Genomic DNA, 13,956 nt, shown 5'->3' with positions numbered 1-13,956 from the left:
CCGGCCCGCGCCGCATGTCCCGCACGCTGCGGCCGGCTGCGCCTCCCCCTCCTTTTCTCTGCGTTTTTTCAGCTTCTGCGAGGTGTGCTGTGTTCGTGCTGTCCGCCAACGGCGAAATGATCTCCACCGACTACGACGACACCGATTCCTCGGTGATCACATTCGAGAACGCCGACGACACCGGGTGGCGGTGCCAGGCATGCGGCGAGTCCCTGACCGAGGAAACCGACGGCTACACCGACGAGTCCGGCTCGCTGATCTGCGATGCCTATGACCCGTATGAAGACCCCGAGATTGATGAGGCGGAGTCCGCGGCGGATTTCCGCGAAAGTCCGCACCGACCCCAGCGGGTGGCCCTGTCGTGGGCCAACGGCGCCACGATCCACACCGATCCGGGCGAAGATTCGATCACGGTCACGATCAGCGTCGGCGACCCGCGCGGGGCGTTTGCCTTCACGGTGCGCCGCGTCCCGGATGAGGCGATGGACAACGGCGGCCGGTTGATCATGCACACCCCGTACCCAGGTGAGCCCCTGCCACACGTCGAGCTCACCACCGCCCACACCGGAACTTACTGGGTCGGCTGACTTTCCCGGGGTGCCCGCCCATCGACGGCGGGCACCCCGCTTCCCCAAGAACGAGGAGGAACCGAGACATGAGCACTCGTCGCCACCAGACGACATCGGCGAATACACCCACGAACGCGCCCGGTAGCCGCCAGTCCGTCACGCAGGCACACGCTAGTGAACACGCCCTGCCTGACGACTGGTGGACGGCCGGCGGGTACGACACCGAGGACGGGCGCATTGAGTACGACTGGAACCAGAGGTATTGGCGCGCAATCCTTCTGGACAGTTCCAGCGTCGTATTTCCGACTGAAGCAGAAGCGGTCGCCCATCTGAAAGAACACGGCCCCATCGTCGTCCGCAGCTTTCTCCGCTGCCGCTCTTAGCCGGGTGTTGGTCGGCCCAGCGCGACCAGCGGTGATCACCGGCTCCCGAACGTGCTTACCGCCACCTGCTGATGCCTGTTCATGCGTCACAGCGATGCCCTAGGCGCCTCAGTCAACCGCACCACGTAATTGCAAAAGCAAACGCACCGCGCAGTCATCGGCTCAGGCCGGCTCTAATCACTGTCGACAACCACACAGCGCGAGCACGCACGGAGGTTGTCCGCTGAGCTCTGTGAGCTACCCTAACCACGCCCTCCTTCCAAGAAGGGCAGCCCTTTCACAGGGTTTGCGGTAGGCCGGCGGACCGTGCGAACACCCTCCGGGTGGGTCCGCCGGCCCCTTTACGTTCTGGGCTTCCAAACCGCTCGCGCCGCGCACCGAACGCCATTCGTGCGCTCACGCAACTCGGCCTCTAGCTTCGCCTCTCCTCTCGCGTTTTCTACCTGGATCCCAGCCATGCAAACGCACTGTGAAAACCCGTATCGAACCGTGATCTCCATGGCCGGAGCGGTTCGTCAGAGTTCCGAGGACGCCACGGAGTGGCAACTACGGCGCCTTGCCGCCGACCTGGCGCGTGCGGTCTTCGATCTTGACGCGCGAATGCGGGCCGGTTTGACGTCTCCCAGCGCCTGGCATCCGCCTTTCGAATACCCCGATACGTCGGCTGAACAAGCCCAGAACGACCCCTAAGCCCACTCCACTCCGAGAAACCTCACTCAAAGCTAATTCTCCAAAGTCACCCCCCTCGCATTCTCTGCTGAGGAACGAGTGCACATCCTCACATGAGAAAGGAATCCCCATGGCACGAAACGTCAATCCGGCAGAAAATCACCGGGCTCCCGACCAGCATGCCACCGACATCGCTCAGGCGGTTGACGTCGCGTGGAACAAATCCAACCACTCCGGTCGACGCGACGTCGCCCTTTCGGTCGTGTCTGCGCTAGCCCTCCTCAACCAGCGCAACCCCAATAGTTCCGATCTCGCCGAACACCTGTGCGCGCAAAACGCCGAGGAATTTGCTAAGACACTGCGGGAGATCTACACCGCAGTCATCAACTCTCGCCCAGACCTCACTCACCTCATCTTTCCCCTCATGCAGTGGGTTTTCGATGACCCCGAACCTGCTTTGCAGCGCGCCGCAAAGCAGGTGGGGGACGCCGCGCTACACGCGAGGCAGCTCGATCTCACAGGCTTCGAACGTCGTTACGACACAGACCTACTCGGCGTGGTGCTCACGCTGCTCAAGTCCGACAGCGCAGGCAAGGCGAACGCACAGATTTACACCCCTATGCCGCTCGCGGACATGATGGCGCGAATGACCCCGCCCGAGGAGCACTCTTCGGTGTGCGACCCCGCCGTAGGTACCGGTGGGCTCCTCCGCGCAGCCTCGCAGGCAATGCGCGAGCTCGACCGCGACCCGACGACGGTGACCTGGTACGGCGCCGACGTTGACGACCTCGCGATCGCGGCGTGCGCAGTCAACAGCCTGATCTGGGGGCTGGGCCCGTGCATCGTCCTGTGCGTAGCCAACACGCTCTCGGAAGGCGACTGGGCACGCCGGGCCGAGGCTCAACGAGCCGAGGTCCTACAAGTCTCCGAGCGCATCCGCCACCACAAGCTGATGATCCACGCAGTCCGAGCCGCACAACAACTCACCGACCTCACAACCGACAAGCGTCACGGTGGTCAGTAGTGCAGTACATGCTGACTCCGTGCTTGGACAGGCCAGCGCTGGCCCCAGGCCGGTCGCGCACGGAGTCACCCGCAGTCACGAATCCGGCCGACTATCGACATCGCTGATTGTCAGGGCTGTGTGCGATAACAGGGGACGTGACCGAGAGTCCAGCGCACCGAGGCACTAAACGGCATGCGCGGGTGCGTCATAACCCGCAGGCGCCGCTCCTTTGGGTCGGCGATACGGACGACTGGAGGACCGCGCGCGGGGCGAACGTGACGCTCGTCTGCCCGGATCGACATTGCAACGTTGAGCTGGTTGCCGTCGAGAACACCCACTACCGGCACAACCCTCGGTTCTTCCGGTTCAAGTCGAAAGAAGCCGTATGCGATCACTGGCCGGCGCGAAGCCGCGGCGGCCCGGAAACCGCGCAACACGATTGGGTGAAGGCGCGGCTGGCTAGCATCGTCCGGCACCTCGGTTACCAAGCGACTCCCGAACACTGGCACACCAGAGCAGACGTCTTCGTGCATGACCCAGCGTTTTGCCTGGAGGTTCAGCTGCGACCAACGCAGTTCGGGTCACGAACAGCGAGCCGCCAGGCCAAAGGCACGGACGTCTGCTGGTTCATCTGCGATGGCCTAGACAGCCGTGCAGCCACCCAAGCGCTGTTTCACGGCCGCGGCGTGCGTTTTAGGATCCTCGATCACAAGACGCGCCGACCGATCGAGCCGTGGGCTAGCAAAGACAGCCACCTTGAGCTCAACCGACGCGCAATCATCCAGGTCTTCGGAACAGTTGGGCGCGCGCCAAGGCGAGGACAGGAACCCGACCCGACTACGGTTCGCGCAAACGTCGCTTGGTTCACCACTGGCCCTATGGATGGCTACCAGTTCCTCAAAGAAGTTCTCGCTGGACAACGGCGCTGGTACCCGGCCCGGTCCATCGGGCACACCACCGGGCTGTGGGTGCGGGAATCGGACATTGCCAGGTACCAGGACTTCCTTGAGCGAAACGAAGCCCACCACAAAGAGCAAGGCCGTGAGCCAGTCAGTGATGGTCGCAACGAGCTTTCTACAGCACCTGCTGAGCCAGGCAATGCACATGCAAGCGACCCGGTGGTCAGTACCGAGGCAATCAAGCCGCCACACGAGATTCCCCATTCTGAAGAACCCGATATCTTTCCAAACCTGAAGCCCAGCGAGCCACCGGGTAGCGAAATACCACCCTCCCACGCGTCAAGCACGCAGCCGAGGCCGTCAAGCACTCAGCCGCGGCGACGGCGCTGGTGGCAACTCTGGCGCCGTTCCAAGTAGCACATGTCCTGCCGCATTGATCATTATCCAAGGCGGTCAAGCCGCGGACGAACTCTGGATAGCCACAGGCTTGTCGTTTCGTCTCCATTGCTGTGCCGTTCGTGCGACGCCGCGGGCAAGCAAGTGATCGCCGACCAGCAGACCGCGCTACAGTCGGCACCATGGCACTGTGGAGCGGACTTGCCACATCCGGCCTCCCAGCGCTCTAAGGAGCGAGCCAACGGCAGCGTCACGGGGTAGACACCCGGTGGCGCTACGCCGGGTGTTCCGGCGTAGCGCCACCCTTGCACGTCGCCGAGGGCCATCCGTGCCCTGATGCGGCGCTTCGGTCTCGGCTCGCCGGTACGATATCGGCCGCCTGTCGTCCCGGAGCTTCGCGGTGGACGGAGCCCCAAGTGCATCTCGATCAGCCTTGATCGAGCATTTGCATTGTTCCGTTTGCTGCGATCACCAGAGGTGTTCGTTTGCCAGGGTTGCGCCAGCGGTGAGGGTTTCGAGTTTCGCCCAGGCGATGTCGGCTGCGACGGGGTGGAAGGTGGCGAAGGTGGACAGGCCGCAGTCGGTGCCGGCGATGACTCGTTGCTTTCCAACGAGGTTGGCGTAACGGATGATGCGTTGGGCAACGAGTTCGGGGTGTTCGATGTAGTTCGTGCAGGTGTCGATCACGCCGGGGATGATGATTTTGTCGTCGGGCAGGATTGTTGTTTCGAACACGCTCCACTCGTGTGCGTGTCGGGGGTTGGCGGCTTCGAAGACAAGGGCGCCGACGTTGGCCTGCAGGACGATGTCGATGATGTCGGCCAGGGCGACGTCGTGGTGGTGCGGGCCGGCGTAGTTGCCCCAGCAGAGGTGAAGTCTGACCTGCTGCGGGTCGACGGTGCGCAGGGCGTGGTTGAGGGCTTCGACGTGGATGGCGATGCGGTTGCGGAAGGCTTCGAGGTCGAGGTGTGTGTATTGCGCGTGGCGGCCCATGGCGAGGTCGGGGGCGTCGATCTGGACGGTCAGACCTGCGCGGGTGATGGCCTGGTATTCCTCGGCCATGGCGTCGGCCAGGGCGTAGAGGTATTCGTCGTCGGTGTTGTAGTGCTGGTTATCGAGGAACAGGGAGATGACGCCGGGTGAGGCTGCGGGGATCACGCCGCCGGTGACGTTGGTGTCGCTGAGGGCGTCGTTGAGGTTGGTCAAGTCGGTTTGCAGTTCGTCGTGGCCGATGTATTTGACCGGGCCGGTGCAGGCGGGCATTCCTGTGACCATCCCGTCGAGGGCGGTCTCAGCCAATCCGGGGTAGTCATCAAGGTCGGCGAGCGAGAGTGCGGCGGCTTCGCCGTCGAAGCCGGAGAGGCGTTCCTTGACGTAGGTGGAGTAGCCGATCTTGCTCATTTCGCCGTCGCTGGCGATGTCCACGCCGACGTTGTGTTGGCGGGCGACGATGTCGAAGACCGCCTGTCTGACGAGGTCGGGCAGTTGGGTGGTCTCGGTGTCGTTGAGGCACTGGGTTTCGCGGCGGCTGATGATGGCTGCGAGTTCGTCGGGCCGGGGCAAGCTGCCGGTGTGGGTGGTGAGGATCCGGTCGTTGCTGCGGTGCATGGTGCTTCTCCTTCTACCGGTGGCCGGAGGCCGGCACTGTGGTTGGTGCTCGGTCCGGAGATGTGGGGTGGCGGGCTGTGGCCAGGACTGCCAGGGCTGCTGCAGCGTTGATCGTGAGGAACAGGGCGAGAGTGGGCAGCGGGCTGCCGGTTGCGGTGGTCATCGCTGCTGCGGCGAGCGGGCCGAAGCTGGAGATCGTGCTGCCGAGTTGGTAGGTGGCGGAGAGGGCGGAGTAGCGGGTTTCTGCGGGGAACCGTTCGGCGAGGAACGCTGCGAGGGTTCCGTAGACCGCTCCGTGCCCGAGACTCATCGCCAGCACGTAAGTGCCCACGGTGACCAGCTCGTTTCCGGTGGGCAGCCAGAACAGGCCCGGGAAGATCGCGGTGGCCGCCAGTGCGTAGCCGGTGATGAGTACGCGTCGGCGTCCTATGCGATCGGAGACGTATCCGGCGAGGGGAACGGTGCCGCATTGCAGCGCCGCGGCGATCATCAGTCCGGTGAGGACGGTGGTGTCGTCGACACCGCTTTTGGTGGTGCTATTGAGCAAGTAGACCGTGAAGATGGTGACGGTGATGCCGTGTCCGAGTGCGGCGGCGGTTCCGGTGAGCATCACGCGTGGATTGGCGCGGATGGCCTGCAGAAGTGGGATGGAGGCGGTGTTTCCGGTCGCCTTCACCTGTTGGAAGGCGGGGGTTTCGGTGAGGCCGAGGCGCACGACGAGTCCGACGGCGATCAACAGGAGCGAGGCCAGGAAGGGTATGCGCCAGCCCCATGTCAGGAAAGCGTCATGGGGCAGCCAGGAGGCGGTGCCGAAGGCGAGGGTTCCGGCGAGAAATCCTGCTGGAAAGCCGGTTTGGGGCCAGCTCGTGAACCAGCCGCGGCGGTGGGGAGGTGCGTTTTCGGCGGCGATCAGGATAGCGCCGCCCCATTCTCCGCCGATTCCGATGCCTTGCAGCACTCGGAGAGCGACCAGCAGGACGGGGGCCCAGATGCCGATCTGGTCGTGGGTGGGCAACAGGCCGATCGCGGTGGTGGCCAGGCCCATGGTCATCAGTGTGGTCACGAGCATGGCCTTGCGGCCCAGGCGGTCGCCGAAATGACCGATGATCAAGCCGCCAAGGGGGCGGGCCACGAATCCAGCCGCGTAGGTGGCGAAGGCCGATAGAGTTTCGGCGGCCGGTGATTGGCCGGGGAAAAACAGCGGGCCGAGGACGAGTGCTGCGGCCGTCGAGTAGAGGTAGAAGTCGTACCATTCGATGGCTGTGCCCACGGCGCTGGCCCACAGCACGCGACGGATGTTGCGGCGGTTTTCCGGTGGTGGCTGTCCCGGTGATGCTTCGACGCTCACGGTGTCTTCTCCCCACTCGTTGTGAGAACGTCAATGAGCTCTGCAAGTCCGTGGATCACGTGATCGGCTCCAGCGCGGGAGAGAGCTGGTGCGGGGCGGTAGCCGCCCGCGAAGCCGACTGCGATGGCACCGGCGCGGCGCGCTGCCTGGACGTCGTGTTCGGTGTCGCCGACGTAGAACACGCGGCGGCTTCGGCGGTGTGCGGTGAATTGGCGGAGCACGATCGCCTTGTCGCCGGCACCACCGCAGACGAGCTCGAGGTGTTCGGCCAGCTGCAGCCGCGCCAGGTCGGACAGGACGAGCTCGGTGCTTGCCGCGCTGACGACACCGACGAGGCTCCCGTGTTGCACCAGGAAGTCCAGCAGTCCCTTCGCCCCGTGCTGCAGTGGCGCCGGTGAGGCGAGCATGAACTCGTTCCACTGGTTGGTCGCCGAGGCGACCTGACTCTCGTTCACGCCGAGTTCGCGAAACAGCTGTTCCAACGGCAACGTGAACCGCGCCGCGAACTCCCGCACGCCCGGTGCTGGCAGCCGCCTGCTGCGCAGCACCGCTGCCGCTGCGAGTGCGGCGCGTTCGATGTCATCGACCACGGTGCCGTTCCAGTCGAACAACACGACCGGCGCCTCACGGCCCCTAGCAGCGGAAATCCCCGTCATGGCCAGTAACGGTAGGAGCGTGTTGAAAATCCGAACCGTCTCGGAGGTGAACGACGGAGTAAATATTCTCTACAGCGCTGAAGCTCGCTATGTAACTTCTTTTCACCGTGCTTACGGTGCGGGCATGCAGGTCAGCGGATTCGTTCTCGATGCCTCAACTGAGGCCGGTCTTTCCGATGTCGTCGTCACAGACGGGCGTCAGTGGGCCAGAACAGACCAGAATGGACACTTCACTCTCCCCTCGTCGCTCGCGCGACACGTCTGGGTGCGTGTGCCGCGCGGCTGGAACACCACCCAATGGTGGAGCAGTCGCTCCGCGGAGCTGACATTCCGGTTACACCGGCAAGAACAGCCGTCGCTGCCGATGCGCTTCGCGCACCTCACCGATACCCATGTGTCCACTTTGGCCGGCGATCCATCCGACGCGGTCGAACTCGCGGTACGCCATGGCGACGGCACCGACACCGCCGCAGCACTGGACCGCACACTTCAGCAAGCATCAGACAGCGGCGCCGGCTTCGCCGTGATCACCGGGGATCTCACCGACCACGGGACCGCAGCCGAGTTTGACCACGTCCACACCACCATCTCCCGCGCTCCCCTACCGGTCTATGTCATTCCCGGCAACCACGATCACTACGGGCACCGACACGAACCGCGCGACACCGATTCACCGCTGGGCGGTGGGTTTCTGGGCGATGCCACGGTGGAGCGCTACGAAGAAGAGCTAGGGCCGCGGTGGTGGTCCCGCACCATCGCCGGCATGCACGTGATCGCGCTGGACTGGTTCAGCGCCTGGTGCGGAATCGACGATCAACTGCAGCTGGAGTTCCTCGCCGCCGACCTCGCGCGCGTCGAGCCCAACACTCCGGTATTGGTGCTCACCCACGACCAGCTGCCGACCTCGTGGCTGCGGCACCTGCACGCATCCGCACAGCACCTGCGATTGATTGGCGTGTTGTCGGGCCACTGGCACGCACCGAAAGTCATCGTCGACCAGGGGTGCGCGCACGTCAGCACCGGACCTGCAGGCTTCGGTGGCCTGGACTGGTCGCCTCCGCAGCTGCGCCTCCTCGACTGGGACGGCACCAGCCTGACCCCGCACACCCCCACACCGGTAACCAACCCGGGCTCGGACCCTGTGGTGACACCACCGGCTGACGCTCGGCACCAGAGCTTGGCTGTGGGAACGGGGCAGCATCTCGGTCGCATCACCTGCGCCAAGAACCGCTGGATCGTGCCCAGCTATGACGACACCACACAGCGCAACTACCTGTCCGCGATCGATGTCGACGGCACCCTGCACTGGCACCACAGCCTCGGCACCACACCGCTGACCGGCCTCACCAGCAACGACGACCAGATCATCGCGGCCAGCGTCTCCGGCCTGATCACCTGCGTCTCCCCCGACGGTTCGGTGCTGTGGACTTACCAACTCGGCAGCCACCTCCACAACCGCCTGCACAACGCACCCATCACCACCGACAACGGCATGGTCGTGACCGGCAACCTGGCCGACCTGGCGGCCCTGTCCATCAGTACAGGCGAACCCCACTGGCACCGGGACGACCTCGGGCCTGTGGACACGCTGCTGACCTACGGCATCGGAACCGCAACCGACGACACCGTGATCCTGCCCTTCGGTGGCCCGTACAGGGGCATGACCTCTCTTGAGATCGCCACCGGAACCGTGCGGTGGGCCGACGACAGCGGCACACCTCTCCCGCTCAGTGACGTTGTGCCGGTCGGCGTCGGCGATGCCTTGCTCGTGCGCAGCGGGCCCACGATCGAGCGCTTCCACCTGGAAACCGGCCAAATCCGCTGGCGCACGCCGCTGCAGGGCCGGTTCTCCACCGCCGCACCGCACCACGACGGGCACACCATCACCCTCGTCTCAGGCGACGGGATCGTGCATCGGCTCGATATCGACACCGGCATCATCAGCGCTCGCACTCCGATCCCGGCAACGCGACCAGCGCATGGCCCCTATCGCACCACCGGAACCGGCGCACCGACTGCACCGGTGCACTGCGCTCGGGGACTGGTCATCGTGCTCATCGACGGGTCGGTCTGGCAACTCCCAGAACACGGCCAGCCCACCATGCTCACTGATCTCAACCGCACGGTGACCACGCAGCCCGCCGTGCTCGGCGACCGACTCGCCATCCTCGACACCCGCGGCACCGTGCACATCGTGTCCCTGTGACCTGGAGATCCCATGACCAGCCTTGCCCACGACACCGCGCCCGCCCGCGGAGCGGTGACCACCCACATTCGGGCCCAACTGCCCGACTTCACCCCCAGCGGACGACGCATCGCCGAGGCCGTCCTGGACAATCCCCACGGCATCGTCCACCTCACCGTCACCGATCTCGCCGACCACACCAACACCTCGGTCGCCACTGTCGTGCGGTTCTGCCAAGACATCGGGCTGCGCGGCTTCCAGGACCTCAAAATCCGTCTCGCCAGCGAATCCGCACCGCCGGCCCAAGGCATCTACGACGACGTCACCGGCAACGACACGCCACCGGTCGTGCTCAACAAGGTCATCCACAGCACCGCCCGGGCCATCACCGAAGCGGCCAGCACCCTCGATAGCGACGCTTTCACTCACGCCGTCGAGCGCCTCAGCACGGCACATCGAGTGCTCTTCGCCGCGGTCGGCACCTCACCGCTGGCCCAGGACGCCGCCTACCGGTTCCGCACCATCGGCATGCACACCGAAGCCCCCACCGACACCCACGTCCAGCACGTCACCGCCGGCCTGCTCGATGCCGGCGACGTGTGCCTGACCATCAGCCACACCGGCCAAACACAAGAAACACTGGCCACCACCAGCGCAGCGAAAAACGCCGGCGCCAGCGTCATCGCGATCACCAGTTTCTACCGCTCCCCCTTGACCAAACTCGCCGATCTCGCCCTCATCGCCGGTTCACGCGAAACCAACTTCCGCATCGAAGCCACGACCAGCCGCTTGCTGCACACCACCGTGCTCGACGCACTCCACGTCGCCTACACCCTCACCAATCCCGAACGCGCAGCACACGTCCAACAGCGCAGCACCGACATCATCACCGAACACCGCATCTGAATGCGCTACCAGCGCTGAGCAGATGACGCAAACAGCGACTTTTCAAATGGTGAACACACGGTTAATGTCACTCGACGAGACCATTGATGCAGTCAATTCTGCGCGGATGTGTCGACCAAGTCACGGTCAGTCCGGGGGCGGACCCAGTACCCACAATCCGATTGGGTCATCGCGTTCAGCTCTACTGCAAAAGACGCAGTCATGTTCATGCTGATGCTGATGCTGGCTCCGCGGGCCGTCGACGCTGGATGAACTCATCATCAACCCGCGAGGTGTAATTTCGTGGACGATTTAGATGAAATGCTGGCTCAGCAACAGCAGTACTACCGCGAGCGGGCGCGTGACTACGACACGTGGATCAATAATTACCTGCTTCCAGCAGAGACAAAGTTCGAGGAACTGGTCAACTCTTCCCCACTCACCGGGGACATTCTCGAAATGGCATGCGGGAGCGGGTACTGGACCGAGCGGATCAGCCGCGTTGCCCACCATGTGACCGCACTCGACGGTTCGCAGGAAATGCTCGACATCGTCGACGGACGAGAGCTGCCCAACGTCAGCACCGTGCACGCGGACCTGTTTAACTGGAATCCACCCACCCAGTGGGACGGGATCTTCTTCGCGAACTGGCTCGCGCATGTCCCCGACGCACGCTTCGAACAATTCTGGAGAACCGTCTCAGCGGCTCTGCTGCCGACGGGCACGGTCGTGATCATGGACGTCGCACCCGCCGAGAAGTTCATTGAAGAAGAGATCGTGGACGACTCCTCGTTGCCAATTGCCCGGCGACGACTCAAGGATGGACGCAGGTTCGACATCGTCAAGAAGTACTGGGAACCCGAGGAATTGCTCGACCGGATCAGCCCACTTGGGTTCACCGGAAAAGCCACGCCTGTGGGCCAGGAAGCCGGCCGCGGATTTGTTTGGTACGAACTGGAGAAGCGAAATGAGCTCTAGCCTCCGAAACTACAACCCGCAACGCACCTACGACTCGGCAGCCCGCGACTACGATCGCACCTCGGTGGATTTCTGGCGCTTCAGCGCCCTCCGGACGGTCGACAAGGTCGCATTGACTACCGGCGATCACGTCCTAGACGTCGCCTGCGGTCCGGGCCCGGTTGCCCTGAAGGCCGCCGAGCAAGTCGGGCCAACAGGACACGTCGTCGGTCTCGACATCTCCGAAGAGATGCTCTCCCTCGCTCGCGCACACGCTGCAGAGGACGATCTGACCAACATCGAGTTTCATCAGCAGACCATGGACCACCCACTCTGCGCCGAAAACTCGAAAGACGCAGCCACGTGCGTATTCGGAATCTTCTTCGCCGAAGACGTTGGGCACACCGCGAGCCTGATGTGGTCCGCCCTCAAACCAGGAGGCCGACTCGCGATCACAACACTCGGCCGGAAGTTCTTCTCCCCGATGTACGAAGCCTTCATCACTGCGGCCCTCCGCGAGAATCCCAGTCTCGAAACGAACGTCCCATGGGAAAACACCGCGGACCCCGAACGGCTGCACCGAATGCTGACCGAGGTCGGAATACCAGGTGTCCGGGTGGAGCACGAAGTCGCACCACTGCGACTCCGGCACCCGGATGACTGGTGGCGGATCGTCATGGGAACCGGCATCAAACGCCTCACCATGGACCTCGACGGCCCCGCGCTCGCACGCGTCCACGCGGCAAACATCGAGTTCATCAAACGCCAAGGAATCGACACGCTAGAGCTCGGAGTCAACTACGCAACTGCGATCAAGCAGTAGCAAATCCGCGGTGTGCACGTCGCCGTATCCTGTACCAAGGTGCGGTAATCCGACGTATAACACGCACCAGTATCGACGCCACGTCGGAAGCCACCGAAACCAAACTGTGAGCCTTCGCCTGGGCCTCGGCAAAAGTAGCAGGTGCCAGTGTCAACTTTGGAGAAACAACGAGGAGGGTCGGGACTGCCCGGCCCTCCTCGCAAACTACCGGCGCTATAGCGATCCCAGCGCCGCAGCACGCCGCGCGCTGCGCGCTGCGCGCTGCCGACATTGTCCCGCCATGCTGGTGTTGATGTTCAGGTCTGACAGCAAGATCAATTGGTATTTCATTTTCACTATTGTCTCTGGGACAGCCGACGTTGTGCCACCTCATGCGAGAGTACTTCCAGCAGCGACACCATCTGGTAGCGGCTGTGTGGCGGCACGGTCTGCGACGCGTCGATGTGCCCGCCCGAGATCGCCTGACCTGTGCGGGCGCGCAGCGACGCCGCCGCATCGTTCATGGCCTTTTGCGCGGCTCGTACCTGGCGGTCCTTCTCCGTCTCCCGCGCCATGGCCTGGAGCGTAAGAGAACCAGCTGACCACCGCTCGACGTCCAACTGGCAGCACGTTATCGAGTGCACAGCCGTGGTGCGGACTGCTGCTGGTAGAACCCGATGGGGTCGACGGCTTGGTTGCCGACGTCAATCTGGAAGTGCAGGTGTGGCCCTGTGGATTCACCTCGATTGCCAACCTCGGCGACCGACTGACCTGCGTTGATGTGCTGGCCGGTTTGAACGAGGTTCCGGTGGTTGTGCCCGTAGGTGGTGATCACATTGTTCGCGTGCTCGATGCGGATCCAGAGCCCATAGCCGGTGGCTGGTCCGGCGTCGATGACGGTGCCGTCTGCGGCGGCGACGATCGGTGTCCCGATAGGTGCGGCCATGTCCTGCCCGCGGTGAGATTCTCCGCCGCGTGGTCCGAACCCCGAGCTACACGTCCCGTTCGTGGGCACCACCCACCCACTCTGTTGAGGTGCGTTCTGTTGCGCCGCTTTGTAGGCATCCGCTTGGTCGAGGACTTTGCGTACGTACCAGTCGGCGTTGTTATAGGTGAAGATCGCGCGGTAGAGGTCGCGGCCGTCCCCGGCGCCGGAGTCGCAGAGGTACGCGGCGGCGGCGTAGATCGCGTCGTGCGGGTTGTACCGCGAAGGTGGTGCGCTGCCACCTGGCGGGGGCGGGTGTTCCGCGATGACTGAGTTGAAAGTGGGTTGGAGGAACTGCATCGGTCCTCCGGCGTGGGCGAAGTTTTCTCCGCTGTGGACCCCCTCGACGTCCAGGCGTCCGTGGTCGGTTTCGATTTTGCCGATGGCGGCGAGGATGCTCCAGTCCAGTCCTGGGCAGGCCGGGGCGGCTTGTTGGTAGAGCGTGAGGTAGTTGCCGGGGATGTCGGCGAGTGCGGCGAGGCTGGGTTGGCTGTTGACGGCGGAGTTGCCTGCGCCGAGCACGGCGACGACTCCGGACACGGCAGCCGCGATGATGGCGATCAGGGTGACGAATGCACCAATTGCGGAGGCCGCGATTTTGGCCATGC

General features: G+C 64.0%; 13 protein-coding genes. 8 read left to right on the top strand and 5 right to left on the bottom strand.

Going from position 1 to position 13,956, the window contains the following annotated elements; translation table 11 throughout:
• Nucleotides 1–14 precede the first annotated feature (14 nt).
• From ACYVF3_RS09195 to ACYVF3_RS09180, 4 genes are all read left to right on the top strand, one after another.
• Complete coding sequence (locus tag ACYVF3_RS09195; protein WP_461153738.1) at nt 15–587, top strand: hypothetical protein; 573 nt, start codon at nt 15–17, stop codon at nt 585–587.
• Between the two features lie 68 nt (nt 588–655).
• Nucleotides 656–952, top strand: coding sequence for a hypothetical protein (locus ACYVF3_RS09190; protein WP_461153737.1), 297 nt, complete (start codon nt 656–658; stop codon nt 950–952).
• Nucleotides 953–1,751: 799 nt separating this feature from the next.
• Nucleotides 1,752–2,645 (top strand): N-6 DNA methylase, encoded by an 894-nt coding sequence (locus ACYVF3_RS09185; protein ID WP_461153736.1) that lies wholly within the window; start codon nt 1,752–1,754, stop codon nt 2,643–2,645.
• A 257-nt stretch (nt 2,646–2,902) separates the two neighbouring features.
• Complete coding sequence (locus ACYVF3_RS09180) at nt 2,903–3,943, top strand: hypothetical protein (protein WP_461153735.1); 1,041 nt, start codon at nt 2,903–2,905, stop codon at nt 3,941–3,943.
• Between the two features lie 447 nt (nt 3,944–4,390).
• Here the strand turns inward: ACYVF3_RS09180 and ACYVF3_RS09175 are convergent, their stop codons facing one another.
• Genes ACYVF3_RS09175 through ACYVF3_RS09165 form a run of 3 tightly spaced genes read right to left on the bottom strand, consistent with a single transcriptional unit; the run spans nt 4,391 to nt 7,492 of the window.
• Nucleotides 4,391–5,530, bottom strand: a complete 1,140-nt coding sequence (locus ACYVF3_RS09175) for a cobalamin-independent methionine synthase II family protein (RefSeq protein WP_461153734.1) — start codon at nt 5,528–5,530, stop codon at nt 4,391–4,393.
• A 13-nt stretch (nt 5,531–5,543) separates the two neighbouring features.
• The gene (locus ACYVF3_RS09170) at nt 5,544–6,878 is read right to left on the bottom strand and encodes an MFS transporter (RefSeq protein WP_461153733.1); all 1,335 of its coding nucleotides are present in this window, start codon (nt 6,876–6,878) and stop codon (nt 5,544–5,546) included.
• Nucleotides 6,875–7,492, bottom strand: a complete 618-nt coding sequence (locus ACYVF3_RS09165; RefSeq protein WP_461153732.1) for an HAD family hydrolase — start codon at nt 7,490–7,492, stop codon at nt 6,875–6,877. Before ACYVF3_RS09165 ends, ACYVF3_RS09170 begins: the two co-directional genes overlap by 4 nt.
• Before the next feature lie 88 nt (nt 7,493–7,580).
• Here ACYVF3_RS09165 and ACYVF3_RS09160 point away from each other — a divergent pair, with 88 nt between their 5' ends.
• The 4 genes from ACYVF3_RS09160 (at nt 7,581) to ACYVF3_RS09145 (ending at nt 12,384) form a co-directional block, all read left to right on the top strand.
• Nucleotides 7,581–9,740, top strand: a complete 2,160-nt coding sequence (locus ACYVF3_RS09160; protein WP_461153731.1) for an outer membrane protein assembly factor BamB family protein — start codon at nt 7,581–7,583, stop codon at nt 9,738–9,740.
• A 12-nt stretch (nt 9,741–9,752) separates the two neighbouring features.
• On the top strand, nt 9,753–10,625 hold the full coding sequence (locus tag ACYVF3_RS09155; RefSeq protein ID WP_461153730.1) for a MurR/RpiR family transcriptional regulator: 873 nt from the start codon (nt 9,753–9,755) through the stop codon (nt 10,623–10,625).
• A gap of 282 nt (nt 10,626–10,907) precedes the next feature.
• Nucleotides 10,908–11,582 (top strand): class I SAM-dependent methyltransferase, encoded by a 675-nt coding sequence (locus tag ACYVF3_RS09150; RefSeq protein ID WP_461153729.1) that lies wholly within the window; start codon nt 10,908–10,910, stop codon nt 11,580–11,582.
• A complete protein-coding gene (locus ACYVF3_RS09145; RefSeq protein ID WP_461153728.1) occupies nt 11,572–12,384 on the top strand; it encodes a class I SAM-dependent methyltransferase in 813 nt (270 codons plus the stop codon). Before ACYVF3_RS09150 ends, ACYVF3_RS09145 begins: the two co-directional genes overlap by 11 nt.
• A gap of 335 nt (nt 12,385–12,719) precedes the next feature.
• On the opposite strand, the gene ACYVF3_RS09140 is transcribed toward ACYVF3_RS09145, so the two are convergent.
• A complete protein-coding gene (locus ACYVF3_RS09140; protein ID WP_461153727.1) occupies nt 12,720–12,938 on the bottom strand; it encodes a hypothetical protein in 219 nt (72 codons plus the stop codon).
• A 56-nt stretch (nt 12,939–12,994) separates the two neighbouring features.
• Nucleotides 12,995–13,954 carry a peptidoglycan DD-metalloendopeptidase family protein gene (locus ACYVF3_RS09135; RefSeq protein ID WP_461153726.1) on the bottom strand — a complete coding sequence of 320 codons (960 nt, stop codon included), beginning with the start codon at nt 13,952–13,954 and terminating at the stop codon, nt 12,995–12,997.
• Nucleotides 13,955–13,956: the final 2 nt, after the last annotated feature.

This window comes from Saccharopolyspora tripterygii (assembly GCF_054778355.1).
Note: the sequence above shows the minus strand (reverse complement) of the source record. Positions and strands in the feature narration are given on the sequence as shown.